We start from the raw sequence: 25,031 nt of genomic DNA, 5'->3' as shown, positions 1-25,031 counted from the left end.
CGCCCGCCGTCGTGGTGCGGGTGTCAGCCCGCGGTGGTCACTCGGCCGCGGCCTGCTGCTCCGCGATCTGCTTGCGGACGTCGTCCATGTCCAGGCCCTTGATCTGGCCGACCAGGTCCTCGAGCGCCGCCTGCGGAAGTGCGCCGGGCTGCGCGAAGACGAGGACGCCCTCGCGGAACGCCATGAGCGTGGGAATCGAGCGGATGTTCGCGGCGGCGGCGAGTCCCTGCTCCGCCTCGGTGTCGACCTTGCCGAACACGACGTCGGGGTGCTGCTCCGAGGACTTCTCGAACGTCGGGGCGAACTGCTTGCACGGTCCGCACCAGTCGGCCCAGAAGTCGACCAGAACGACGTCGTTACCGGTGACGGTCTCGTCGAAGTTCTGCTGGGTGAGGGTCTGCGTTGCCACGAGGATCCTTTCGTCGTGAGTGCCGACCCACCTCGTGTGGGCTCCGGCATGGTGTTCTGTCCACCGTCAACAGGCGGACCCGCGCCGTCATTCCCGAATTCGATCAGACCGAGACGGGCGCCGCCCGGAAGGTGCGCCGGTAGGACTGCGGTGTGGTGCGGCGTAGCCGCAGGAAGTGCTGGCGCAACACCGCCGCGGAACCGAATCCCACGGTGTCCGCGACGGCGTCCACCGACAGGTCACTGGACTCGAGGAGTCGCTGCGCCTCGAGAACGCGCTGATCGCTGATCCAGCGTGCCGGGGTCGTGCCCGTCTCCGCCTGGAATCGGCGAGCGAAGGTGCGGGGCGACATCGAGACGCGTGCTGCCAGGACGTCCACGGTGAGGTCCTCGCGCAGGTTCTCGGCGATCCAGTCGATGAGCGGGGCGAGGGTGTCCGAGTCGCAGGTGGGGACGGGCACCGCGACGTACTGGGCCTGGCCGCCGTCACGGTGCGGGGGCACCACCATGCGTCGTGCGATGCCGTTGGCCACCGCGGCGCCCTGTGTGGACCGCACGATGTGCAGGCACAGGTCGATCCCGGCAGCGGTTCCCGCGCTGGTGTAGACGTTGCCGTCCTGGACGTAGAGCACGTTCGAGTCGACCGTGGCGCCGGGAAAGCGCTCGGCCAGGCGCGCCGCATGGCGCCAGTGGGTCGTGCACCGACGTCCGTCCAGCAGTCCCGCCTCGCCGAGAACGAAGGCGCCGGTGCACAGGCTCGCGACGCGCGCGCCTCTCGCCACGGCAGCGCGCAACTTCTCGGCCAGCGGCTCGAGGTCGTGGCCGTCACCGGTGCCGCAGGCGAACGTGCCGTCCGGCGCCGTCGCGGTACCACCCGCAGACATGATGATCAGATCCGCGTCGTCGAGTCGATCGAGGTCGTACGGGACGTCGATGGAGTAGCCGAACCGAGTGCGGATCGGGTCGGGGACGGCCGCGATCAGCGAGAAGTCGTAGACCGGCAGTCCGTCGTCCGACCGGTCGAATCCGAAGACCTCGCACGCGACACCCAGTTCGAACGCCTCGGTCAACGGCAGGAGCGGGACGACCACCTTCGTCAGCATGTCGCCCAGTATGGCAGGAAAACGACGAAATATGTCTTTACTGCCACTGTTGGTGGAATCCGCTGCGACGGAGTATTTCTCGCATGACCTTCTTCCTCGTTCTCGCGACAGTCCTGCTCCTCCTCACTGTCCTCGCCGCTCTCGCACTCGCGGATCGAACACCCGACACCCATGCCGAGGTGACCCGCCACGGCGACTACCGTTTCTGATCGTGCTCGTACTGCAGTTCCTGGCCACCGCAGCGGTGTGGGGCGCGAGCTTCCTGTTCATGAAGGTGGGCCTCGAGGGGCTGAGCTTCGTCCAGGTGGTGCTGGCGCGACTCGTCCTCGGTGCGGCCACGCTGCTGATCCTGTTGCGTCCCATGCATGTTCGACTCCCGCGGCAAGGAGTCGTGTGGCTCCACTCGACGTTCCTCGCGGTGGTGCAGTGCATCCTCCCGTGGCTGCTGTTCGCGTGGGCGGAGCAGGAGATCGACTCGGCCACGGCATCCATCGTCAACGCGACGACGCCGCTCATGACGACGGTGCTGGCCTTCGCGGTTCTTCCCGCCGAACGGCCGACTCTGCTGCGCGCCGCGGGCCTCCTGATCGGCTTCGCCGGCATCGTCGTGGTGTTCGCGCCGTGGGAGAGCGGTCTGAGTGGCAGCCCGCGTGCGCAGCTGGCGTGCCTCGGCGCCACCGCGTCCTACGGTGTCGCGCTGGTGTACCTGCGTCGGTTCGTCATCCCGCTGGGTGTGCCGTCGTTGGCGGTGGCGACGATGCAGATCGGTCTCGCCGCGATGATGATGCTGGTCGCGGCACCCGTGGTGGCGAGCGACGCGGTGCGTCTCGACGTGCCCGTCGTCGCGTCGATGCTCGCGCTCGGCTGTGCCGGCACCGGGCTGGCCTTCCTGTGGAACACCAACGTCGTGACGGGATGGGGACCGTCCGCCGCGTCGACCGTGACGTACCTCAGTCCCGTCGTCGGCATCGCGCTCGGCGCCCTCGTGCTCGACGAGTCGGTCACCGCGAACGCGGTGCTCGGTACCGCGCTCATCATCGTCGGGGTGGTGGTCACGACGAGGCGCCGAGCCGCCTCGGTGGCCGCGCCGCCTGTCACCCGATGAGCCAGTCGGCTCTCGCGTCGCCGTCCCAGCGACGGACGGCCGACACCTCGGCGTCGACGTCCTGAAGATCGGTCACGAGATGCGATGCCGCGGAACCGATGTCCTCGGGACGCGTTCGCATCGCCAGGGTGACGTGCGGAGTCCAGTGCCCGGGTTCGAGATGCGGGGGAATGCCGGGCGAGTCGGCGAGCGCCTCGTACACCCGCGCGTGCAGATCCAGGAGAGCCGCGGTCGGCACGACGGAGCGGGCCAGGACCGCCCGCGATCCGCCGAAGACCACCAGTCCGCCGAGGCGTACCGACTCGGGGAACCGCCACGACCCGGCGTCTCGTCCGTCGGCGATCAGAGCGGCGAGCCGGCGCTCGGCGACGTCGTCGATCCTCGACGCGACCGCGATGGTGACGTGCGGACGGTTGGACGCCCCCGCGTGCCGAGCTTGACTCGGCAGGCCCAGCTCGGCGAGGTAGTTCCACTCGCGCCGGATCGCATCGTCGCTGCGCTCGTCCAGGAGGAGTTCCACCGACTGCACCATGATGGGTAATGATGGCGGCCATGACGAGTGCAGCGCATCCCGGGGCCTCACAGTCCGACGACTCCGGTGCCGGTTCGCGCCGCGCACCGCACCGAATCGGTGTCCTGCACGGCGACGGCATCGGCACCGAGATCGTGCCCGGGACCGTACAGATAGTCGATGCGGCCGTGCAGGCCCTGGGTGCCACGCCCGTCGAGTGGGTGGAGCTGCCCTTCGGTCGTGCGGCACTCGACGAGTTCGGCGACGCGGTACCGCCGCGCACCCTGAGCGCGTTGGCAGAGTTGGACGCCTGGATCCTCGGACCGCACGACAGCGCGTCCTACCCTGAGGAGACGCGGGGGCAGCTGACGCCGGGTGGTCGCATCCGCAAGGAGTTCGATCTGTACGCGAACATCCGGCCGGCACGCGCGTTGCCGGGCGTGCGGGCGACGAGTCCGGACATGGACCTGGTCGTCGTCCGGGAGAACACCGAGGGCTTCTACGCCGACCGCAACATGGCCGTCGGATCCGGGGAGTTCATGCCCACTCCCGACGTCGCCCTGGCCGTGGCGGTGTTCACCCGTCGAGCGTGCGAACGCATCGCCGAGCAGGCGTTCGCCCTCGCGGAGACTCGTCGGCGTCACGTGACCGTGGTGCACAAGACGAACGTGTTGCGATTGACGACGGGGCTGTTCAAGGACGTGTGCATGGAGGTGGCCGAGCGGCACCCGGACGTCGAGGTGGACCACGAGCACATCGACGCCCTCACGGCGAAGCTCGTGCGGTCGGGGGAGACCTTCGACGTCCTGGTGGCCGAGAACATGTTCGGAGACATCTTGTCCGACCTCACCGGCGAGTTGGCGGGGTCGCTCGGGACGGCACCGTCGATCAATGCCTCGGACACCAAGGTGATGGCTCAGGCCGCCCACGGCGCGGCCCCCGACATCGCGGGCCGCAACCGCGCCAACCCGACGGCGCTGCTGCTGTCGGTGGCCGCGATGCTCGAGCACCTCGCGGCGGGACCCGGGCCCGCCGATCACGCACGGGTGGGTGAGCGGATCCGCGCGGCGGTCGAGGCGACCATCGCCTCGGGAGTCGGTACCGCGGACATCGGGGGACTCGCGTCCACGAGCGAGTTCCTCGAGACGGTCGACGCCCACGTGGTGCGCGGTCTGTGACAGGTCAGGCGGTGCAGCAGAAGATCGCGGTGCCGGGGAAGAGCTCGCCACGCAACGGCGACCACTGACCCCACTCGCGATCGAGCCACTCCGGCCAGTCGGGTTCGACGATGTCGACCAGAGTCAGCCCGGCGGCGACGATCTCGCGAACGCGGTCGCCCACCGTGCGATGGTGCTCGACGTAGGTGGCGGTGCCGTCAGGATCGAACTCGGCGTACGGCGTGCGGTCGAAGTAGGGGATGGTGGCGGTCAGCCCGGCCGGGCCCGGATCGTCCGGGAAGATCCACCGCATCGGGTGGTTGACCGAGAACACCCACCGTCCGCCGGGGCGCAACACGCGCCGGACCTCACGCATGACTCCGGCGGAGTCGGCGACGAACGGGATCGCGCCGAAGGCCGAGCACACCACGTCGAACGACGCGTCGGCGAACGGCAGGTTCTCCGCGGAGGCCTGGATCAGCGCGGGTGACGCACTGCCGGGGGACGATGCCTCGCGGGCCGCGATCGCCGCAGCGCCGTGCGCCAGCATCCCGGCCGAGATGTCGAGGCCCGTCGCGCGGGCACCGTGACTGGCCAACCAACGCGAGCAGGGCGCGGATCCGCATCCGATCTCGAGCACGTCGCGCCCCTCGACGTCACCGAGCAGGTGCACGTCGCCCTCGTGCAGACCCTCGGGGCACCACACGAACTCGCCGGCCTCGCTCGTCACGCCGAGGAAGTCGCCGTGGGTGCGGTGGTACTCGTCGGAATCCTGGTCCCACCAGGACCGGGACGCCCGCTCGGAGGATCGGGAGTCGACGCGGCGGCGACCGGGCAGCGGCTCCGCGGGGGCCGCGTCGGCGGCGGGAGCGTGGCCGGGCGTGGACCCGGTCGGACGTGCCGGAACACCGAGATCGCCGGGGGTTTCTGTGGACACGCGCAACACGGTAACCGGGTTTGCTCGGTGCGCGGGGCACCGAGTAGTCTTCGATACGCGAATGTCTGTCTTCGCGTGCACGTGGTCGGACTCCCGCTCGTCGGCGAGGGTCCGTGGCGTGTCCGGGGGGACTGCGTCGTGTCTCGTCTCCCAGCGCTCAAGATACGGCAGCACGCGTGTCCTGTCCGCAGGAAGAACGAGTCTGTCCGACCGAACATCCATCCACCGACCCCAACCCGTCCGGAGCAACTCACCACATGGCCTCATCCACCGTCACCTCGCCGCAGGTAGCCGTCAACGACATCGGCTCCGCCGAGGATTTTCTCGCCGCGATCGACGCGACGATCAAGTACTTCAACGATGGCGACATCGTCGAGGGCACGATCGTCAAGGTCGACCGTGACGAGGTCCTGCTCGACATCGGTTACAAGACCGAAGGCGTCATCCCCTCTCGCGAGCTCTCCATCAAGCACGACGTCGACCCCAACGAGGTCGTCTCCGTGGGCGATGAGGTCGAAGCTCTCGTCCTCACCAAGGAGGACAAAGAGGGTCGTCTGATCCTGTCGAAGAAGCGCGCACAGTACGAGCGCGCCTGGGGCACCATCGAGGAGCTCAAGGAGAAGGACGAGGCCGTCAAGGGCACCGTCATCGAGGTCGTCAAGGGTGGACTCATCCTCGACATCGGTCTCCGTGGCTTCCTTCCCGCGTCGCTCGTCGAGATGCGTCGTGTCCGCGATCTCCAGCCGTACGTCGGCAAGGAGATCGAGGCCAAGATCATCGAGCTCGACAAGAACCGCAACAACGTCGTCCTCTCGCGCCGTGCATGGCTCGAGCAGACGCAGTCCGAGGTGCGCAGCGAGTTCCTGCACCAGCTCCAGAAGGGCCAGGTCCGCAAGGGCGTCGTGTCCTCCATCGTCAACTTCGGCGCGTTCGTCGATCTCGGCGGAGTCGACGGCCTGGTCCACGTGTCCGAGCTGTCCTGGAAGCACATCGACCACCCGTCCGAGGTCGTCGAGGTCGGCACCGAGGTCACGGTCGAGGTTCTCGACGTCGACCTGGACCGCGAACGTGTCTCCCTGTCGCTCAAGGCGACGCAGGAAGACCCGTGGCGTCAGTTCGCCCGTACCCACGCGATCGGTCAGATCGTCCCGGGCAAGGTCACCAAGCTGGTTCCCTTCGGTGCGTTCGTGCGCGTCGAAGAGGGCATCGAGGGCCTGGTCCACATCTCCGAGCTGGCCGAGCGCCACGTGGAGGTCCCGGACCAGGTCGTCACCGTGGGCGACGACGCGCTCGTCAAGGTCATCGACATCGACCTCGAGCGTCGCCGCATCTCGCTGTCGCTGAAGCAGGCCAACGAGGACTACAGCGCCGAGTTCGATCCGTCCAAGTACGGCATGGCCGACTCGTACGACGAGCAGGGCAACTACGTCTTCCCCGAGGGCTTCGATCCCGAGACCAACGAATGGCTCGAGGGCTTCGACAAGCAGCGCGAGGAGTGGGAAGGCCGCTACGCCGAGGCGGAGCGTCGCCACAAGATGCACACCGCGCAGATGGAGAAGACCGCAGCCGACGAGGCGCAGGAAGCTGCCAACGCAGCGGCCGGCTACTCCTCGGAGACAGGTACCCCGTCCGCACAGGGTGCACCGGCGGCAGCAGCTCCCGAGTCCACCGGCGGATCGCTCGCCAGTGACGCTCAGCTCGCCGCTCTGCGCGAGAAGCTGTCCGGCGGAGCCTGATTCGCCGACCCGGCGGAGCATGATCCGCTGATCGACCGCTGAACGAGAGAAGCCCCGAACCGCACAGGTTCGGGGCTTCTCCCGTTCGTGGCACCGGCACCCGACCGGCTCCACACACGAGAGAAGGCCCGATCCGCGCAGGATCGGGCCTTCTCTCGTGTGGTCGGTGGTGCGGTGGGTCAGCTCGCTGCGGCTGCACTCCAGCCGGTGCCCATCTGCACGCCGCGCTTGCGCATGGACGCGAAGCTGTGGCGGGCAGGGCTGATGAGCGAGGTGAACCAGTTGCGGCGATGTTCCGCCAGCGCATCGGCGACCTGAGGGATCAGGATGCAGTGGACGCCGTCGGACATGCCCAGGCGGTGCCGTCCGGACTGCATCCGACCGACTCCCTCTCCCGCAATGGTGTTCATGCCCGTCCTTTACCTGTCGAGTACCGTCTCGCGGAGCCTTCCGGAGAAAATACGAAAGCCTGTTGTGCGCCTCGAAGATAACCGACAGGTTGGGAAACATGGTGCATTTGAGACTGGTGATTCGCGGCGTGTTGATGCGCTGCGCGCCGGACTCGGCCACACTGGGTGCGTGTTGAGAATCGGATTGACCGGTGGAATGGGCGCGGGGAAGTCGACGGTGTCACGCACCCTCGCCGACCTCGGCGCCGTGGTGGTGGACGCCGACAAAATCGCGCGCGAGGTCGTGGAGCCGGGCACGCCCGGGCTGGCCGCTCTCGTCGAGCGCTTCGGCGGGGACATCCTGGCTGACGACGGCAGCCTGAATCGACCGGCGTTGGCGGCCAAGGCCTTCGGGGACGAGGAATCCCGCCTCGCCCTGAACGGCATCCTGCACCCCTTGATCGGGCAGCGCACGACCGAGCTCGTGAACAGCGCTCCGCCGGACTGCGTCCTGGTGCACGACATCCCGTTGCTCGTCGAATCTCGCACCGCCGCAGCCTTTCACCTCGTCGTGGTCGTCCACGTCGAGGCGGAGGAGAGGGTGCGACGGCTGGTGGCGTCGCGTGGGCTGAACGAGGACGACGCCCGCGCCCGCATCGCAGCCCAGGCGACGGACGAGCAGCGCCGCGCCGCCGCCGACGTGTGGCTCGACAACTCCGGGACACCGGAAGCGTTGGAGGCCACCGTCCGTGAACTCTGGGCCGATCGTCTCGAGCTCTTCGCGGCCAACCTCCGCTCGGAGACCGTGGCCCGGACCGCCCCCCGCGTGGTGCCGGCCGACCCGATGTGGCCCGCCGAGGCACAGCGCGTGATGGATCGTGTGCGTCTCGCCTGCGGCGACCGAGCGCTACGGATCGACCACATCGGATCCACCGCGGTTCCCGACTTCCCGGCGAAGGACGTCCTCGACATCCAGGTGACGGTGGCGGATCTCGCCACCGCGGACGCACTGCGCGATCCGTTGACGGCGGCCACCTTTCCGCGCATCGAACACATCACGGCCGACGACCCGAAGCCGTCGGCGGTGCCGGGGGAAGCCGATCCTGCACTGTGGGAGAAGCGTCTGCACGGCGCAGCCGACCCGGGCAGACCGGTGAACATCCACCTCCGGGTCGACGGGTACCCCGGACAGGTCTTCGCGCTCATGTTCCGAGACCGGCTTCGCGCCGACCCCGCCGCTCGGGAGGCGTACCTCGACGTGAAGACCCGTGCTGCCGCGCGAGCCGCGGAACACGGCGAGTACGTGGACGCCATCGAGGCGTACGTGGGGGAGAAGGCGCCGTACTTCGACAGTGTGTATCCCGAGGTCGTGGAGTGGGCGGCTCGGACGGGGTGGAAAGCCGACTGATCGCTCCTCAGCGATCCGCCCAGTGGGTCGTCATGCCGAGAGCGGCGAGCCATCCGTCGACGTCGTGGTTCGCCGCCGCGATTCCGTCCACGGCGTCGGACGCCCGACGGATGGCGGCCTCCGTCGTCCGCGCGTCGAGCAACCCGGTGCTGTGCGCGACGAGCAATTCGTCGACGTCCAGGAGCTCGGCGTCGCGGCCGGTACGGACGACGATGTCGAGGTAGTGGTCGACCGAGTACCACACGTCCCCGTCGCGGACGAACTCGCCGATGTCGACGTAGTGGTTCTGGTCGCGGACATGCGTGGGCAGGTAGTGGAAGATCGACGCGCGGATACCCAGGCTGGGGACGATCCACGACTCCAGGTAGTCGAAGGACGGATGGTCCGACGGACGGGCCATGTAGAGCCCCCAGTCGGTCGTCTCGTACACGTCGACCGGGCGGACGACACCTTTCGGATCGGTGTTGGTGCGTCCCGCGACGTCGAACACCTCGACCTTCGGTGGGTGCACGTGTGCCAGACCCGTCATGGTCCGCACCGTACCGCGCACCGTCACGGAGCGGGCGGCGCGAACATGCTGCGCACGCCGTCGAGCGTGTCGGCGTCCGCAGCCACCTTGTCGTCGCGGTAGCGGACCACGCGCGCGAATCGGAGTGCGATGCCGCCCGGATAGCGCGAGGAACGCTGCAGTCCGTCGACCGCGATCTCGACGACCTGCTCGGGCCGCACGTGCACCACGTGCGAGGTCCGTCCCGTCTCGAGAGCCAGGAACCGCTCCGTCTGCCAGGCGAGCATCTCGTCGGTCATGCCCTTGAAGGTCTTGCCCAGCATCACGAACCCGCCGGCAGGATCCACTGCGCCCAGGTGGATGTTGGACAGCAGACCGGACCGGCGACCGGATCCCCACTCGACTGCGAGCACCACCAGGTCGAGCGTGTGCACCGGCTTCACCTTGACCCAGGCGGCGCCCCGCCGTCCCGCGTCGTACGGCGCATCGAGGTTCTTGACGACCACACCCTCGTGACCGGACGCGACCGCCGACGCCGCGAACGAGTCCGCGGCCTCGAGGTCGGCCGTCACCAGCCGCGGCACACGGTTGCCCTCCGGGATCAGAGCGTCGAGAACGGCCAGCCGCTCGTGCAGCGCACGGTCCAGCAGGTCCTCACCGTCCAGGTGCAGGATGTCGAAGAAGAAGGGCGTCACGGCCACACCCGTCGACTGCGCTGTGCGTGACGCCGTCTCCTGGAAGGCCCGCGGACGTCCCTGTTCGTCCAGGGCCAGTGCCTCGCCGTCGAGCACCACGGAGGTGAGCGGCAGGGCGCGCACGTACTCGACGACCTCGGGCAGGCGTGCGGTGATGTCGTCGAGACTGCGGGTGCTGATCGAGACGTCCTCACCGCGACGGTGGACCTGCACACGGATGCCGTCCAGCTTGGTGTCGAGCGCCACGGCGCCGGCGGCGCCACCGGCCGCCTTCGCCACGCCCTCGGCCACGGTGGGGGCGCTGGAGGCCAACATGGGGAGCACCGCTCGGCCCACGGTCAGTCCCAGCTCCGCGAGTGCCGCAGACCCGCCGGTGAACGCGGCCGTCGCGGCCGTCACCGTGGATCCCGACAGCATCGCGGCCCGGCGCACCTCGGGGAGCGGGACGTCGGCCGCGGCCGCCACGGCTTCCTGGACCAGCGCGTCGAGCGCACCCTGGCGGACCTCACCGGTGACCACGCCGCGCAGCCAGGTCTGTTCCGTGTCGGTGGCGCTGCCGAACAGAGCGGACACCGCCGCCGCGCGTGCTGCCTGCGATCCCGGACCCGCCATCGTCGAGACGGCGTCGAACGCCGCGTCGACGGCGGCGACCGTCAGCGTCGGTGCGTCGGCGGCCGGGGGGAGAGTGGCGACGCTGCGCCACCCCAGGCCGGTACGGCGTTGACGCAGAGTGCCGGACGCGTAGAGCGTCACCAGGGCGACCTCCTCGGGAGCGCACTCGGACAGCAGCGCGGCGAGCGCCAGGACCTTGGCCTTGCGGGACCGGGTGGCGGCCACCGTGGCCGAGGTCTCGACGACGCGTGCGAGCAGCATGGGCTCATTGTGACGCGCAGGTCCGACAGCGACGGTCGGTGTACCCGCGGCCGGGTCGTGTGACCCGCCGAACGGCGACTGTGTCGGTGGTCGGGCCTACTCTGGTGGTATGGCTTTTGCAGCTGAACAACCCGTCCTGGCGCACTCCGAGTTCCGTCCCGTGGGCGACATCGAGCGCAGCGATCGTCCCTTCGAGGTGGTCAGCGAGTACAGCCCTGCGGGCGATCAGCCGACGGCCATCGCGGAGCTGACCAAGCGGGTCCAGGCGGGCGAGAAGGACATCGTGCTCCTGGGCGCCACCGGCACCGGAAAGTCGGCCACCACCGCGTGGTTGATCGAGCAGGTGCAACGGCCCACGTTGCTCATGGCGCCCAACAAGACGTTGGCTGCGCAGTTGGCCAACGAACTGCGAGAGATGTTGCCCAACAACTCCGTCGAGTACTTCGTCTCGTACTACGACTACTACCAGCCCGAGGCCTACATCGCCCAGACCGACACCTACATCGAGAAGGACTCGTCGGTCAACGACGACGTCGAGCGGCTCCGTCACTCGGCGACGGCGAATCTGCTGTCCCGTCGCGACGTCGTGGTGGTCGCCTCGGTGTCGTGCATCTACGGTCTCGGCACACCGCAGTCCTACGTGGACCGGTCGGTGCATCTCGAGGTGGGGCAGGAGGTCCCGCGCGACAAGTTCCTCCGGCTGCTCGTCGACGTGCAGTACACCCGCAACGACATGGCGTTCACCCGCGGATCGTTCCGTGTGCGCGGCGACACCGTCGAGATCATCCCGTCCTACGAGGAACTCGCCGTCCGGATCGAGTTCTTCGGCGACGAGATCGAGGCGCTGTACTTCCTCCATCCGCTCACCGGCGACGTGGTGCGCCAGGTCGACAGCGTGCGCATTTTCCCGGCGACCCACTACGTCGCCGGGCCCGAGCGCATGGAGCGTGCGGTGCGGGACATCGAGGCCGAGCTCGAGGAGCGGCTCGCCGATCTGGAGGGCAAGGGCAAGCTGCTCGAGGCCCAGCGGTTGCGCATGCGTACGCAGTACGACCTCGAGATGATCAAGCAGGTCGGCTTCTGCTCCGGCATCGAGAACTACTCGCGCCACATCGACGGGCGACCTGCCGGGACTGCGCCGGCCACACTCATCGACTACTTCCCGGACGACTTCCTGCTCGTCATCGACGAGTCCCACGTGACGGTGCCCCAGATCGGTGCCATGTACGAGGGGGACATGTCGCGCAAGCGCAACCTCGTGGAGTTCGGCTTCCGGCTGCCGTCGGCCACCGACAATCGCCCCCTGACGTGGGAGGAGTTCACGCAGCGCATCGGGCAGACGGTGTACCTGTCGGCCACCCCCGGCAAGTACGAGCTGGGACAGAGCGGCGGTGAGGTCGTCGAGCAGGTCATCCGCCCGACCGGCCTGGTCGACCCCGAGATCGTCGTCAAGCCCACCAAGGGCCAGATCGACGACCTCGTGCACGAGATCCGCCAGCGCACCGAGAAGGACGAGCGCATCCTGGTCACCACGCTGACCAAGAAGATGGCGGAGGATCTCACCGACTACCTCCTCGAGCTCGGTATCCGGGTGCGCTACCTGCACTCCGACATCGACACTCTCCGACGCGTCGAGCTGCTACGTCAGCTCCGGCTCGGCGAGTACGACGTGCTCATCGGCATCAACCTGCTCCGTGAGGGTCTGGACCTCCCGGAGGTCTCCCTCGTCGCGATCCTGGACGCCGACAAGGAGGGCTTCCTGCGCAGCGGGACCAGCCTGGTGCAGACCATCGGCCGTGCGGCCCGAAACGTGTCCGGCCAGGTGCACATGTACGCCGACAAGATCACCGACTCGATGCAGTACGCCATGGAGGAGACCGAGCGTCGTCGCGCCAAGCAGATCGCCTACAACGAGAAGATGGGCGTGGATCCGCAGCCGCTGCGGAAGAAGATCGCCGACATCCTCGACCAGGTGTACGAGGAGGCGGAGGACACCGAGGCCACCGTGGACATCGGTGGATCGGGCCGCAACGCGAGCCGTGGCCGGCGGGCGCCCGGCGAGGCGGGACGAGCCGGCAGCAGCGGTGTCGTGGAGGGGCGCGACGTCTCGACCATGCCGCGCGCCGAGCTGGCAGACCTGGTCAAGCAGCTCACCGATCAGATGATGAACGCGGCGCGCGAATTGCAGTTCGAGCTGGCAGGCCGTCTGCGCGACGAGATCCAGGACCTCAAGAAGGAGCTGCGCGGGATGGACGCCGCGGGCCTGTCCTGACCCGTCCTCGCACACGAGAAGGCCCGGCACCGACGGCCACGGTGCCGGGCCTCGTCGTCAGCTCGTGATGTCCTTCGTCGCGAATCGTCGCCACGCGATGATGCCGAAGATTGTGGCGTACGCGAGCGAGGAGAACGCGCCGTCGAGCAGGTCGTTCCACGACAGCGTCGGTGACAGCACGCCCGTCCACGACGTCGAGTAGTGGCCGGGCAACAGGTTGCGCAGTGATCCCAGTGCCGTGATCTGATCGAGGATCTGGGCCACGATCGACACCATCACCGTGCCGCCGACCGCGCCCAGGGGCGCGTCGGTGGACACCGACAGGGCGAGTGCCAGCCCGGCCACCCACGTCAGATTGATCGCGATGAAGACGACGCCGATCGCGAGCCTCCCGATCGACAGCCCGAACGACAGGGCATCGCCGAAGGGTGACACCAGCGACCCCAGGCCGTACAGCACGCTGCCCAGGATGAGCGACACCCCCACGAGCGTGAGCAGCGCGGCGAGCGACAGGATCGCCGACACCAGGGCCTTCTGTCGCAGCAGCCGACCTCGCGGAACAGGAACCGCGAGCAGGTAGCGCAGACTCGACCACGATGCCTCGCTGGCGATCGCGTCGCCGAAGAACAGCGCCACCACCACGATCAGCAGGAATCCCACCGACACGAACAGGGCGAAGACGAGAAAGTTCACCCCGCTCTGCGTGCCCAGGTCGATGAGGCTCCCGCTGGCGGTGTCGGAGTCCGACCCGCCCACCGTGAACGCGATGGCCATGATGACGGGCAGCAACGCGAGGAAGCCCAGGGACAACTGGGTTCTCCGCCGCGTGAACTGCCGCGTCAGCTCGGTCCGTAGCGACAGCGTGCCCGCGGGGGTGTACCCCGCGACCCGGCCGTCCGGATGCGCCGCGGCGGTGGTCGTCGGTCGACTGTCGGCGCTCATGTGGTCGTTCCGTTCCCCGAGGATGCTTCCGCCGCATGACGGAGTCGGTCGGTGTCGTCGTGCACGAGGTCGAGGAAGACGTCCTCGAGTCGTGTCGATCGCGACGCGGAGGAGACGCCGATACCGGCGCCCACCAACGTCCGCACCACCATCGCGGGATCGAGCACTCCGAGCTGCGCCTTGATCGCGCCCTCCGGTTCCGCCTCGACGACCTCGCCCATGCCGTCGATGCCTCGCAGCACCGAGACGGCATCGGCGGGCCGATCGACACGGAACTCCAGCGGACCGCTCGCGCCGATCAGATCGTCGACCGTCCCGGAGCTGATGACGACGCCCTTGTTCATGACGACGACGTGCGTGCAGGTCTGCTCGACCTCCGCCAGCAGGTGGCTGCTGACCAGGACCGTGCGTCCCGTCTGCGCGTAGCGGATGAGGACGTCGCGCATGGTGCGGATCTGGGGCGGGTCGAGCCCGTTGGTGGGTTCGTCCAGGACCATGAGGTCCGGGAGTCCGAGCATCGCCTGCGCGATGGCGAGCCGTTGCCGCATGCCCTGGCTGTACGACCGGACCTTGCGGTGGATCGCCGTGCCGAGGTCGGCGATCTCGAGTGCCTCCTCGAGATGGGCGTCCTCCGCCGGTCGGCCGGTCGCCTTCCAGTACAGGTCCAGGTTCTCCATCCCCGAGAGATGGGGAAGGAATCCGGACCCCTCGACGAAGGAACCGAGTCGGGACAGGACCGGCGCCCCCGGAGAGACCAGGTGCCCGAAGACCCGGATCTCGCCGCTGGAGGGCGTGATGAGGCCCATCAGCATGCGCAGCGTGGTGGTCTTGCCGGCGCCGTTGGGGCCGAGGAGCCCGAGCACCTGCCCCGCGCCGACGCGGAACGACACGCCGTCCACCGCGCGGAAGCCGTTGGAGTAGCTCTTCGCGAGATCGGTGATCACCAGCGGGACGTCCACCAGCGACTCGTCCACCTCGGCGACGGTGCGACGCCGGGAGATGAACGATGCGAGAGCGACGAGGGCGGCGACCAGCACGGCGAGCCCCGCGATGCCCACGACGGGGACCCACGGGAACGTCGACTCCGCGTTCTCGGCGGGTACCTCGGGCAGCGCGAGCGTGGCGTCGGAGAGTGTGACCGACACCGCCGCGGGCTCGAGCGGGACGGCGTAGGCCTGGTCGGTGGTGGAGAACGCCACCTCGACGCGATTCCCGGCGGCGACCTGGTATGCCATGCCCGGCAACGTGACGCTCACCGTGGAGGGCTGGTCGGACGGGGGGACCCGCACCGCGGACACCAGGCCGTTGGGCAGAGTGCGTCGACCGTCGTCGGACACGTCGTACAGCTTGGCGAAGAGCACGGTGCCGCTCGGCGAGGTGGTCGGACCGACGGTGACGGACACCGACGACGTACCGACGATCGTGTACGACGAGTCGAGCGGCTCCGTGACGAACGACGCGGTCTGTCCCGGGATGTCGCCCGTCAGGAGTGCGCTCGCGGCCCCGCCGAGCCCGGCCGCGGCGCCGCCGAGGACCGAGGCGGAGCCGACCCCGGGCAGAGACGTGAGAGCAGCCGGGGACCCACCGGGCGGCCGGACGACGGTCTGAGTGTCGTTGCCGGTGGCCGAGGTGAGCGGGAAGTCCTGGCGTTCGGTCGGAGTGGCGTCCGAGAGCCCCGGATACGCGGCGGCGGTGAGCTCGCGAGCCCGATCGCCCTGGTCGGTCGGATCGCCCGCCAACGCGTACGTGAACGCCGAATCGGCGCGCGGGGAGTCGGTCCCGTCCCCGATCAGATGCTGCACCAGGAAGTCCGCGACCGCACCGTCCGCGGTGGCGTCGGTCCCGCCGGCATCGTGGCCGCCGTCGAACCACCGCACCTGGACCGAGCCACCGGCCGCCGCGATCTGCCGCGCGGTGGCGTCGGCCTGGTCGAGTCCGAAGAGGGTGTCGCGCTGGCCCTGCACGAGCAGGGTGGGTGCGGTGATCGAGGAGGCGAACGACCGGGGCGAGCGCGCACGCAGCAGTTCGCTGGTGGCCTCGGACGGTTGTCCGCTCACCGCGGACTCCGCGTACGCGAGACACACCTGGAGGGCGAACCGGCCGCATGCTCCAGCGGGGGCGGTCGATGTCGGAGCGTCGCCGGCTCCACCGGGAGCGGGGGCCGCACCGGCGCCGAAGAAGATGCCGGCCCAGCCGCGCTTCAGGACGCCGGCGTCGCTGCCCTCGGACACGGCGGGTGTCGGTGCCTGCGACGACGGCTCGGCCACCGAGTAGTTGGGAAAGAGGGACTGGTTCAGGTCGTTCCACGTGATCGAGGCGGCGTCCGCGTCGATGCGAGGATCGGTTCCGGCCGCCATGAGCGCGAGCGCGCCGCCGTAGGAACCACCGGCGACGCCGACCCGAGGGTCACCCGGGGAATCGAGTTGCACCTCGGGGCGAGTGGCCAGGTAGTCGATCAGCCCGCGAGCGTCGGCCACCTCACGATCGGGATCGTTGAGGCCGATGCTGCCGGTGCTGAGGCCGAAGCCGCGCGCGCTGTACGCGAGGACGACGAGCCCTCGCGACGCGAGATCCCGTGCCTGGGCGGCCACCGAGTTCTTGTCGCCGCCGAAGCCGTGGGCCAACAACACCGCCGGTACGGGCCCGTCCGTGTCCGGCAGGTACAGCGTCGTGTCGATGTCGACGGTGGCACTGCTGCCCGGACTCTCCGGCAGTGTGCGGACGGCGTCCTCGGTCCGCACCGACGACGCGGAACCGTTCGAGTCGCGCAGAAGTGCGAAAGACGCCACGGCGAGGGCGAGGACGACGAGCACCGCGACGACGACGATCACCGGTCGTCCGAGCGTCGAGGCGCGTCCGGGCAACCGGAATCGGGGTCGTGGCATTACTTCAATGTATGCGAGGGGAGAGACACGTGCTTTCGACCGGAAGCCGCGTCGGGCGGTCGCCGCTGCGACTAATGTCTCGAATCGACACTCGATGATCGTCGGGACATGACCACTGGAGGAATGTATGAGCGCTTACCGCAACGTCGTCGTCGGAACCGATGGCTCCGATTCGTCACTGCGGGCCGTGGAGAAGGCGGCAGCGCTGTCGGGCGATTCCGCCGCGACGCTCTACATCGCGTGTGCGTACTACCCGGCGGACTCGAAGGCGTCCTCGCAGGACGCGGACGCACTGAAGGACGACGCGTACCAGATCACGGGATCCGCTCCGACACAGGAGATTCTGCGTGTCGCGCGGGAGCGTGCGGTGGCGGCCGGCGCCTCGTCGATCGAGGAGCGTCCCGTGGTGGGCAACCCCGTCGACTCGCTGCTCGAGCTCGTCGGCGAGGTGAAGGCGGATCTGCTCGTGGTGGGAAACCGTGGACTGAACTCGCTCACCGGCCGCCTGCTCGGCTCGGTTCCGTCCGATGCGGCTCGCAAGGCGCGCTGCGACGTGTTGATCGTGCACACCACGCACTGACGCTCGAACCACCGCTGGATGCCGTCACGGCACGATCCGTTCGTGCCGTGACGGCATCACTGCGTCACGGGGGCGATGGGTCCCATCACGTCCGGTAGCGGCGATGTGTGGACGATTCCCAGCCGCTGTGTCGCGCGCGTGAGCGCGACGTACAGATCGTTCAGGCCGCGGGCCGAGTCGTCCACGATCCGTGCGGGTTCCACGATGAGCACCGAGTCGAACTCGAGTCCCTTCGCGTCGCGCACCGTGCACACCCGGACGTCGTCGGCCCCCAGGTGTGCGAGCCGCGCGGCGATGTCCGCGGGTGCCAGCACCGCCGACATCCCCGGGCGCGGATGCGCGGCGACGTGGCGTTCGACCGCCGACACCAGATCGTCCTCCGTGACTCGATGCGCCCACGGCGTCTCACCGTTGTCCCGCACCGACCGCGGGATCGATGCGGCCGGGTCGAGCGTCGAGAGAACTCGCCGGGCGATCTCCATGATCGCCGCGGGGGTGCGGTAGTTCACGGTGAGTTCGGTCAGCTTCCACCGTTGCGCCACATAGGGGCCCAGGACGTCCTGCCAGGACGAGGCACCCGCCGTGTCGCCCGTCTGGGCCACGTCGCCCACGAGGGTCATCCATCGATTGGGTATGCGGCGCATGACCATCCGCCACGCCATCTGCGAGAGTTCCTGCGCCTCGTCGACGATGACGTGGCCGTAGGTCCACGTGCGGTCGCCGGCCGCGCGTTCGGCCGCGGTCAACCGGCGTCCGTGCCCCTGACGCTGGGCGAGTCTGTCGGCGTCGATGAGGTCGTACGCCATGAGGATCTCCGGATCGAGTTCGTCCTCGAGATCCTGCGGTGCCGATCCGGTCAGGATGTCGAGAGCGCCCTGGGCGTCCTCGATCTGGGCGCGCCAGCGACGCTGTTCCCGTTCGCGTTCCGCGGCGTCGTCGATACCCAGGAGCTCGGCGAGCTCGTCGAGCAGGGGAGCGTCGGCACCGCTGAAGCGTCCGTCGTCCGACCGTTCGAGGGCGGCACGGTCCTCGGGGTCCCACCCCGGTGCGGCCGTCCGCAGCCGTTCGGCCGAGGCCAGCAGCCCGGCGAGAACGTCCTGGGCGGACAGCTCCGGCCACAGTGCGCCGATCGCACCCATCAGTTCGGGGCTCTCCCGCATCTCGTCGCGGATGTCGGCTATGTCGTCACGGCTCAGCAGATTCGACCCGTCGAGCACGTCACCGCCCACGATGGCGGCGAACTGGTCGGCGAGCAGATCGATCATGGTGGACACGAAGATCGGTCGAGCGAGGTTGTGGGGTCGACGCGAGGACCGCGCTCGTCCCCGTGCGCGCGTGACCATCTTGCGGTCGATCCGCAATGTGTAGGTGTCGAAGTCGACCGACACCGGCTCCGACGGAAGTTCCTGACGGTCGCGCACGGCGGCGATCAGGACGTCGACGATGTCGAGGGAGCCCTTGAGTTCCGCCGCGCGCGCGGAGTCCTCGCGGCTCGCGTCGACACCCGGGTACAGATCCCCGATGGTCGACAGCAGCACCCCCGTCTCGCCCAGGGAGGGCAGCACCTGGCCGATGTAGTCGAGGAAGGTGCTGTTCGGTCCGATGATCAGCACGCCGCTCTTGTCCAGCTGCTTGCGGTACGTGTACAGCAGGTAGGCGGCGCGATGCAGGGCCACCGCCGTCTTGCCGGTGCCGGGACCACCCTGCACCACCAGGACGCTGCGATGCGTGGACCGGATGATGTCGTCCTGCTCGCGCTGGATGGTCTCGACGATGTCGTTCATCTGTCCCGTGCGTGCGGCGTTGAGCGCGGACAGCAGAGCACTCTCACCGGCGACACCGTCCGATCCGGTGGCGACGCCGGCGTCCTGCGCCGTCCGGAGGTCCAGGTACTCGTCCGCCACCCCGGTGACGCGACGACTGCGCGTCCGGATGTGGCGACGGCGTACGACGCCCTCGGGGGCGGCGGGCGTGGCGAGATAGAACGGGCGGGCCAGCGGGGCGCGCCAGTCGTAGAGCAACGACTGGTAGTCGTCGTCCTCGTCGAGGATGCCGACACGGCCGATGTAGCGCGGCGCGTCGTCCTCGACGTCGATCCGGCCGAAGCACAGACCGTTCTCGGACGCGTCGTACTTCGCGATGTCGTCGTTGTAGAGAGCCGAGTAGGACTCGCGTTCGCTGCGCGCCTGCGGTGTCCCGCCCGTCTGGAGCAGGACGGCGCTCAGCCGGGACCGTGCATAGGTCCGCAGAGCGTCGAGGCGGTCGTAGAGCAGGGTGACGCGCTGTTGTTCCTGATCGAGGTCGGCGTCGTGCAGATCTGTCGGGGTGCCCTGATCCGGCACATGGTCTCCTGTACGCGAGTGGGGCGGGGTGACGAGGGCGGTCGTGCACCTCTCGGCGGCGCACGGAAGCGCCAGAAAAGTCTACGGGCTCCCGACGGCAACGGCCGGTGCCCCCGATCTCTCGGGAACACCGGCCGTGTGCTGCGGGGAAATGATCAGAGGTACTGGTGCACCGTGCCCTCGACGCGGGCCCGTGCCTCCTTGGCGCGCTTCTCGGCGTCCTTGAGCGAGGCCTGCAACTGCTTCTGCGCGTCCTTGCTGGTGGACTTGTACTGCTTCTTGTACTCCTTGCGCGCTGCGTCGAACTGCTTGCGCGCGTCCTTGCCGGACTTCTTGGCCTGCTTGCGGGCCTTCTTGCCGTACTTCTCCGCCAGATCGCTGCCGTCGGCCTTGGCCTTCTCGGCCAGCTCGGCACCGCGGGACGCGGCGATCTCGGCGTACCTGCTGCCGCGATCCTGGGCGACGTCGGCGAACTCGGATGCGCGTGCAGCGGCCAGATCGGCCCACTTGGCACTGCGCTCCTTCGCCAGCTCGGCGAGCTTGCCGCCGCGATCCTGGGCGACGTCCGCCAGCTCGGCGCCACGCTGCGAGGCGATCTCGACGAGCGGCTGTGCGCGCTCGGCGGCGACGCCCGCGAGCTCCTTGGCGCGCTCGCCGGCGTGGGCGAGTGTCTCGGAGCTGTCCGAGGAGGACACCAGCGGGAGGGCGCCGGCGACGGCGACCTTGGCCGACTTGGCCGCCTTGCGACCGCGCCAGGCTACGGACGGCTTGCCCTCGGTGTCGACGGCGGCGATGAGCAGGCCGCCGAGGAGGCTGACGTTCTTGATGAACTGGGTGCGCTGCAGCGCCTTCGCCTGCGGGTCCGTCTCGTTCCAGAAGGAGTGACCTGCGAGGGTCGTCGGGACGAGGCTGCCCGCGAGCACGGTGGACGCGAGGCGCGGCGCCCGACCGGTCGCGAGAAGGAATCCGCCGCCGATCTGCACCGCGGCGTTGATCTTGACCAGCGTCTCGGGGTCGGAGGGAACGTTCTGCGTCACCTCGTCGGGAAGGGCGTCCTGGCTCTTCTCGATAAGAGGCTTCGCGGCCTGAGCCCTTCCGGCGGGGTTGCGCAGCGCATCCACGCCTCCTGCGATGAAGATGGATGCGAGCATCGGTCGGGCGATCCGGCGGACAATCACTGAGCCTCCTGCGTTGCGGCTGTGGTGTGGGGGACTGCTCTGGCTGCACGAGTGCGGTTGTTCACGCCCATGACATGCATGTGACGCTCTCGAACTGTATCCATACCCCCCGCCCCGGCGATTGAATCGCGGGGCGGGCGGGGGGACCGGATCGTGGTGACGGATCACCAGCCGCGGGTCCGCCATTCGTGAAGGTGAGGACGTTCCGAGCCCAGCGTCGTGTCCTTGCCGTGGCCCGGGTAGACGACCGTTCGATCGTCGTAGCGACCGAAGATCCGCGATTCCACGTCGTCCAGCAGCGACACGAAATTCGCCTCTCCGTCGGTCTTGCCGACGCCGCCGGGGAAGAGCGAGTCGCCGGTGAACAGGTGCACGACGCCGCTCTCGGGGTCCGTGAGCGCCAGCGCGATCGACCCGGGAGTGTGGCCGCGGAGGTGGATCACGTCGAGGGTGACGTCGCCGACCTGCACGGAGTCGCCGTCGTCGAGCAGGCGGGTGGGGGCGACGGGGAGCGGTTCCGCATCGAGCGGATGTGCCGCCGACGGGGCGCCCGTCGCCGACGCGACGTCCTCGAGCGCCTGCCAGTGGTCGAAGTGCTGGTGCGTCGTGACGATCAGCGAGACCTCGGGTGCCACGTGGTCGACGACGGCGCGCAGCGTCGGAGCGTCGTTCGCGGCGTCGACGAGCAGCGATCGGCCCGTCCGGGAACAGACGACGAGGTAGGCGTTGTTGTCCATCGGGCCCACCGAGGTCTTCACGATCGTGGCGTGCGACAGGATCCGGCGCTGCGAGCCCGTCCCCACGGACACCTCGCCGGTGTAGTCGTCGGAGATCGTCGGTGCATTCTCGGTCATGAGAGTGAGATTACCCACGATGACCGGTCGTGAGCCGGGCGCGGAGCCCGTCGGCCGGTCGAGTCTGTCGGACCTCGGGCATATGGTCGTCGAAGCCTGTCGTGTCCGAACACGACATGTCCGACGAAGAGTGGGCAGTTCACGCGGTCGACGAGAGAGTCGACGCAGCACGTTGCACGGCCGTGGGCCGTGACGAAGGAGAGGACAACCGTGGCGGATCGCCTGGTAGTGCAGGGCGCACGCGAACACAATCTCAAGGGCGTCGACATCGATCTGCCCCGGGACAGTCTCATCGTGTTCACCGGTCTGTCCGGGTCGGGCAAGTCGAGCCTGGCGTTCGACACCATCTTCGCCGAGGGGCAGCGCCGCTACGTCGAGTCGCTCTCGGCCTACGCGCGCCAGTTCCTGGGCCAGATGGACAAGCCGGACGTCGACTTCATCGAGGGCCTCTCGCCCGCGGTCTCGATCGATCAGAAGTCGACCAACCGCAACCCGCGGTCCACGGTCGGCACCATCACCGAGGTCTACGACTACCTGCGCCTGCTCTACGCACGCGCCGGCACGGCGCACTGCCCGCAGTGCGGTGAGCGCATCGCCAAGCAGTCGCCCCAGCAGATCGTCGACCAGGTGCTCGCGATGGAGGAGGGCCTGCGTTTCCAGGTGCTCGCTCCCGTCGTGCGCACCCGCAAGGGCGAGTTCGTCGATCTCTTCGAGCAGCTCAACACGCAGGGTTACTCGCGTATCCGCGTCGACGGCACCGTGCACCAGCTCACCGATCCGCCCAAGCTGAAGAAGCAGGACAAGCACGACATCGAGGTGGTGGTCGACCGCCTGACCGTCAAGGCGTCGTCCAAGCAACGGCTCACCGACTCGGTGGAGACCGCGCTGCGCCTCGCCGACGGCATCCTGGTGCTCGACTTCGTCGACCGCGAGGAGAACGCCGCCGACCGTGAGCGCCGGTTCTCCGAGCGTCTGGCGTGCCCCAACGGGCACCCGCTGTCCGTCGACGAACTCGAACCCCGCGCGTTCTCGTTCAACTCGCCCTACGGCGCGTGCCCCGAGTGTGCGGGACTCGGCATCCGCAAGGAGGTCGACCCCGAACTGGTGGTTCCGGACCCCGATCTGAGCCTGGCGGACGGCGCCATCGCGCCGTGGTCCATGGGCCAGACGTCCGAGTACTTCGGCCGGCTGCTGTCCGGGCTCGCCGACGCCATGGGCTTCGACATCGACACGCCGTGGCGGAAGCTGCCGGCCAAGGTGAAGCGTGCCGTCCTCGAGGGCAGCGAGCATCAGGTGCACGTCCGCTACAAGAACCGGTACGGACGCACCCGTTCCTACTACGCCGAGTTCGAGGGCGTCATGCCCTTCCTGCACCGTCGGATGGATCAGACCGAGTCGGAGCAGATGAAAGAGCGCTACGACGGCTACATGCGGGAGGTCGACTGCCCGGTGTGCGAGGGTGCACGCCTGCGCCCCGAGATCCTGTCCGTGACCATCGCCGCGGGCGATTTCGGGGACAAGTCCATCGCCGACGTGTGTGCACTGTCCATCTCGGAGTGCTCGAACTTCCTGAACACGCTGACGCTCGGTCCGCGTGAGGAGGCCATCGCCGGCCAGGTGCTCAAGGAGATCCAGGCCCGCCTCGGCTTCCTGCTGGACGTGGGACTCGAGTACCTCACGCTGTCGCGCGCGGCAGGAACGCTGTCGGGCGGCGAGGCGCAGCGCATCCGCCTGGCGACGCAGATCGGCAGTGGTCTCGTCGGAGTCCTGTACGTGCTGGACGAGCCGTCCATCGGCCTCCACCAGCGGGACAACCGCCGGCTCATCGACACGCTCACGCGGCTGCGCAACCTCGGCAACACGCTCATCGTCGTCGAGCACGACGAGGACACCATTCGCACGTCCGACTGGGTCGTCGACATCGGCCCGCTCGCCGGTGAGCGCGGCGGACGTGTCGTGCACAGCGGAACCTACGAGACGCTTCTCACCAACGCGGAGAGCCTCACCGGGGCGTACCTCTCGGGTCGCTCGGCCATCGATGTCCCGGCGGTACGTCGCCCGATCGATCCCAAGCGCAAGATCTCCGTGATCGGTGCCCGGGAGCACAACCTGCAGGACATCGACGTCAGCTTCCCGCTGGGAGTGCTCACTTCCGTGACGGGGGTGTCGGGATCGGGCAAGTCCACGCTGGTCAACGACATCCTGGCGACGGTGATGGCGAACAAGCTCAACGGCGCTCGTCAGGTACCCGGTCGGCACACCCGCGTCAACGGCCTCGACCAGCTGGACAAGCTGGTCCGGGTCGACCAGTCACCCATCGGCCGTACGCCGCGGTCCAACGCGGCCACCTACACCGGGGTGTTCGACAAGATCAGGACACTGTTCGCCGCGACGACCGAGGCCAAGATCCGCGGCTACCAGCCGGGTCGGTTCTCCTTCAACGTGAAGGGCGGCCGGTGCGAGGCGTGCTCGGGTGACGGCACCCTGAAGATCGAGATGAACTTCCTGCCGGACGTCTACGTGCCGTGCGAGGTGTGCCACGGTGCCCGGTACAACCGGGAGACGCTCGAGGTCCACTACAAGGGCAAGACCATCGCCGAGGTGCTGAACATGCCCATCGAGGAGGCGGCCGACTTCTTCGAACCGATCACCTCGATCCACCGGTACCTCAAGACGCTGAACGAGGTGGGCCTGGGCTATGTCCGTCTGGGGCAGCCGGCCACCACGCTGTCCGGCGGCGAGGCGCAGCGTGTGAAGCTGGCCGCAGAGCTGCAGAAGCGCTCCATGGGACGCACGGTGTACATCCTCGACGAGCCGACCACGGGTCTGCACTTCGAGGACATCCGCAAGCTGCTGCTGGTGATCAACGGTCTGGTGGACAAGGGCAACACCGTCATCGTCATCGAGCACAACCTGGACGTCATCAAAACGTCCGACTGGGTCATCGACATGGGACCCGAGGGCGGATCCGGCGGCGGAACGATGGTGGCCGAGGGCACTCCCGAGCAGATCGCCGCCGTGCCCGAGAGCTACACCGGCAAGTTCCTGCAGGAGTCTCTCGACGCCGCCTCGACCCCACCGGTCCCGGTCAAGCGGACCCGCAAGCGCAAGCCTGTCGCGGTCTCCTGACCGGGCCGTCGCGTGACGG

At 68.7% G+C, this 25,031-nt stretch carries 20 protein-coding genes; 8 read left to right on the top strand and 12 right to left on the bottom strand.

Going from position 1 to position 25,031, the window contains the following annotated elements; genetic code table 11:
* Positions 1-37 precede the first annotated feature (37 nt).
* The gene (gene trxA / locus HQ312_RS11025) at positions 38-409 is read right to left on the bottom strand and encodes a thioredoxin (protein WP_027506766.1); all 372 of its coding nucleotides are present in this window, start codon (positions 407-409) and stop codon (positions 38-40) included.
* 103 nt (positions 410-512) lie between these two features.
* Complete coding sequence (locus HQ312_RS11020; RefSeq protein ID WP_027506765.1) at positions 513-1,511, bottom strand: GlxA family transcriptional regulator; 999 nt, start codon at positions 1,509-1,511, stop codon at positions 513-515.
* A gap of 83 nt (positions 1,512-1,594) precedes the next feature.
* On the opposite strand from HQ312_RS11020, the gene HQ312_RS21900 reads away from it, so the two are divergent.
* Positions 1,595-1,720 carry a hypothetical protein gene (locus HQ312_RS21900; protein WP_261769712.1) on the top strand — a complete coding sequence of 42 codons (126 nt, stop codon included), beginning with the start codon at positions 1,595-1,597 and terminating at the stop codon, positions 1,718-1,720.
* A gap of 2 nt (positions 1,721-1,722) precedes the next feature.
* Positions 1,723-2,616 carry a DMT family transporter gene (locus tag HQ312_RS11015; protein WP_308123872.1) on the top strand — a complete coding sequence of 298 codons (894 nt, stop codon included), beginning with the start codon at positions 1,723-1,725 and terminating at the stop codon, positions 2,614-2,616.
* Here the strand turns inward: HQ312_RS11015 and HQ312_RS11010 are convergent.
* Positions 2,606-3,148 carry a 2'-5' RNA ligase family protein gene (locus HQ312_RS11010; protein WP_222638625.1) on the bottom strand — a complete coding sequence of 181 codons (543 nt, stop codon included), beginning with the start codon at positions 3,146-3,148 and terminating at the stop codon, positions 2,606-2,608. The two genes, HQ312_RS11015 and HQ312_RS11010, sit on opposite strands and share 11 nt — an antisense overlap.
* A 20-nt stretch (positions 3,149-3,168) precedes the next feature.
* On the opposite strand from HQ312_RS11010, the gene HQ312_RS11005 reads away from it, so the two are divergent.
* Positions 3,169-4,305, top strand: coding sequence for an isocitrate/isopropylmalate dehydrogenase family protein (locus HQ312_RS11005; RefSeq protein ID WP_222638624.1), 1,137 nt, complete (start codon positions 3,169-3,171; stop codon positions 4,303-4,305).
* Between the two features lie 4 nt (positions 4,306-4,309).
* On the opposite strand, the gene HQ312_RS11000 is transcribed toward HQ312_RS11005, so the two are convergent.
* On the bottom strand, positions 4,310-5,122 hold the full coding sequence (locus HQ312_RS11000; protein ID WP_037186791.1) for a class I SAM-dependent methyltransferase: 813 nt from the start codon (positions 5,120-5,122) through the stop codon (positions 4,310-4,312).
* A 356-nt stretch (positions 5,123-5,478) separates the two neighbouring features.
* On the opposite strand from HQ312_RS11000, the gene rpsA reads away from it, so the two are divergent.
* Positions 5,479-6,957 (top strand): 30S ribosomal protein S1, encoded by a 1,479-nt coding sequence (gene rpsA, locus HQ312_RS10995; protein WP_027506761.1) that lies wholly within the window; start codon positions 5,479-5,481, stop codon positions 6,955-6,957.
* Between the two features lie 179 nt (positions 6,958-7,136).
* Here the strand turns inward: rpsA and HQ312_RS10990 are convergent, their stop codons facing one another.
* Positions 7,137-7,367 carry a hypothetical protein gene (locus HQ312_RS10990; RefSeq protein ID WP_081821417.1) on the bottom strand — a complete coding sequence of 77 codons (231 nt, stop codon included), beginning with the start codon at positions 7,365-7,367 and terminating at the stop codon, positions 7,137-7,139.
* 169 nt (positions 7,368-7,536) lie between these two features.
* On the opposite strand from HQ312_RS10990, the gene coaE reads away from it, so the two are divergent.
* Positions 7,537-8,754: a dephospho-CoA kinase gene (coaE, locus tag HQ312_RS10985; protein ID WP_056447955.1), complete on the top strand. Its 1,218-nt coding sequence runs from the start codon at positions 7,537-7,539 to the stop codon at positions 8,752-8,754.
* 7 nt (positions 8,755-8,761) lie between these two features.
* Here the strand turns inward: coaE and HQ312_RS10980 are convergent, their stop codons facing one another.
* Positions 8,762-9,283 carry a DUF402 domain-containing protein gene (locus tag HQ312_RS10980; protein ID WP_222638623.1) on the bottom strand — a complete coding sequence of 174 codons (522 nt, stop codon included), beginning with the start codon at positions 9,281-9,283 and terminating at the stop codon, positions 8,762-8,764.
* 23 nt (positions 9,284-9,306) lie between these two features.
* A complete protein-coding gene (locus HQ312_RS10975; RefSeq protein ID WP_222638622.1) occupies positions 9,307-10,830 on the bottom strand; it encodes an ATP-dependent DNA ligase in 1,524 nt (507 codons plus the stop codon).
* Positions 10,831-10,939: 109 nt separating this feature from the next.
* On the opposite strand from HQ312_RS10975, the gene uvrB reads away from it, so the two are divergent.
* Positions 10,940-13,102 (top strand): excinuclease ABC subunit UvrB, encoded by a 2,163-nt coding sequence (gene uvrB / locus HQ312_RS10970; RefSeq protein WP_027506756.1) that lies wholly within the window; start codon positions 10,940-10,942, stop codon positions 13,100-13,102.
* Between the two features lie 57 nt (positions 13,103-13,159).
* Here the strand turns inward: uvrB and HQ312_RS10965 are convergent, their stop codons facing one another.
* Both HQ312_RS10965 and HQ312_RS10960 read right to left on the bottom strand, forming a co-directional pair.
* Entirely contained in the window at positions 13,160-14,044 is an 885-nt protein-coding gene (locus tag HQ312_RS10965) for an ABC transporter permease (protein ID WP_222638621.1), read from the bottom strand.
* Positions 14,041-16,929, bottom strand: coding sequence for an alpha/beta fold hydrolase (locus tag HQ312_RS10960; protein ID WP_082544653.1), 2,889 nt, complete (start codon positions 16,927-16,929; stop codon positions 14,041-14,043). The genes HQ312_RS10965 and HQ312_RS10960 overlap by 4 nt, the downstream gene beginning before the upstream one ends.
* A 127-nt stretch (positions 16,930-17,056) precedes the next feature.
* Between HQ312_RS10960 and HQ312_RS10955 the strand changes: the two genes are divergently transcribed.
* Positions 17,057-17,509: a universal stress protein gene (locus HQ312_RS10955; protein ID WP_027506754.1), complete on the top strand. Its 453-nt coding sequence runs from the start codon at positions 17,057-17,059 to the stop codon at positions 17,507-17,509.
* Between the two features lie 56 nt (positions 17,510-17,565).
* Here the strand turns inward: HQ312_RS10955 and HQ312_RS10950 are convergent, their stop codons facing one another.
* From HQ312_RS10950 to HQ312_RS10940, 3 genes are all read right to left on the bottom strand, one after another.
* A complete protein-coding gene (locus HQ312_RS10950) occupies positions 17,566-19,851 on the bottom strand; it encodes an ATP-binding domain-containing protein (protein WP_222638620.1) in 2,286 nt (761 codons plus the stop codon).
* A 155-nt stretch (positions 19,852-20,006) separates the two neighbouring features.
* A complete protein-coding gene (locus HQ312_RS10945; protein ID WP_222638619.1) occupies positions 20,007-21,029 on the bottom strand; it encodes a DoxX family protein in 1,023 nt (340 codons plus the stop codon).
* A 164-nt stretch (positions 21,030-21,193) separates the two neighbouring features.
* On the bottom strand, positions 21,194-21,883 hold the full coding sequence (locus HQ312_RS10940; protein WP_222638618.1) for an MBL fold metallo-hydrolase: 690 nt from the start codon (positions 21,881-21,883) through the stop codon (positions 21,194-21,196).
* Between the two features lie 210 nt (positions 21,884-22,093).
* On the opposite strand from HQ312_RS10940, the gene uvrA reads away from it, so the two are divergent.
* On the top strand, positions 22,094-25,012 hold the full coding sequence (gene uvrA, locus HQ312_RS10935) for an excinuclease ABC subunit UvrA (protein ID WP_222627015.1): 2,919 nt from the start codon (positions 22,094-22,096) through the stop codon (positions 25,010-25,012).
* Positions 25,013-25,031: the final 19 nt, after the last annotated feature.

The sequence above is a fragment of the Rhodococcus sp. BP-316 genome (assembly GCF_019836105.1).
Taxonomy (GTDB): Bacteria; Actinomycetota; Actinomycetes; order Mycobacteriales; family Mycobacteriaceae; genus Rhodococcoides.
Note: the sequence above shows the minus strand (reverse complement) of the source record. Positions and strands in the feature narration are given on the sequence as shown.

Excerpts from the sequence above, each read along its gene's own strand:
- HQ312_RS11020 (WP_027506765.1), bottom strand. The coding sequence starts at position 1,511 with ATGCTGACGAAGGTGGTCGTCCCGCTCCTGCCGTTGACCGAGGCGTTC.
- HQ312_RS21900 (WP_261769712.1), top strand. The coding sequence starts at position 1,595 with ATGACCTTCTTCCTCGTTCTCGCGACAGTCCTGCTCCTCCTCACTGTC.
- HQ312_RS11010 (WP_222638625.1), bottom strand. The coding sequence starts at position 3,148 with ATGGTGCAGTCGGTGGAACTCCTCCTGGACGAGCGCAGCGACGATGCG.
- HQ312_RS11005 (WP_222638624.1), top strand. The coding sequence starts at position 3,169 with ATGACGAGTGCAGCGCATCCCGGGGCCTCACAGTCCGACGACTCCGGT.
- rpsA (WP_027506761.1), top strand. The coding sequence starts at position 5,479 with ATGGCCTCATCCACCGTCACCTCGCCGCAGGTAGCCGTCAACGACATC.
- HQ312_RS10990 (WP_081821417.1), bottom strand. The coding sequence starts at position 7,367 with ATGAACACCATTGCGGGAGAGGGAGTCGGTCGGATGCAGTCCGGACGG.
- HQ312_RS10980 (WP_222638623.1), bottom strand. The coding sequence starts at position 9,283 with ATGACGGGTCTGGCACACGTGCACCCACCGAAGGTCGAGGTGTTCGAC.
- HQ312_RS10975 (WP_222638622.1), bottom strand. The coding sequence starts at position 10,830 with ATGCTGCTCGCACGCGTCGTCGAGACCTCGGCCACGGTGGCCGCCACC.
- uvrB (WP_027506756.1), top strand. The coding sequence starts at position 10,940 with ATGGCTTTTGCAGCTGAACAACCCGTCCTGGCGCACTCCGAGTTCCGT.
- HQ312_RS10965 (WP_222638621.1), bottom strand. The coding sequence starts at position 14,044 with ATGAGCGCCGACAGTCGACCGACGACCACCGCCGCGGCGCATCCGGAC.
- HQ312_RS10960 (WP_082544653.1), bottom strand. The coding sequence starts at position 16,929 with ATGCCACGACCCCGATTCCGGTTGCCCGGACGCGCCTCGACGCTCGGA.
- HQ312_RS10955 (WP_027506754.1), top strand. The coding sequence starts at position 17,057 with ATGAGCGCTTACCGCAACGTCGTCGTCGGAACCGATGGCTCCGATTCG.
- HQ312_RS10940 (WP_222638618.1), bottom strand. The coding sequence starts at position 21,883 with ATGACCGAGAATGCACCGACGATCTCCGACGACTACACCGGCGAGGTG.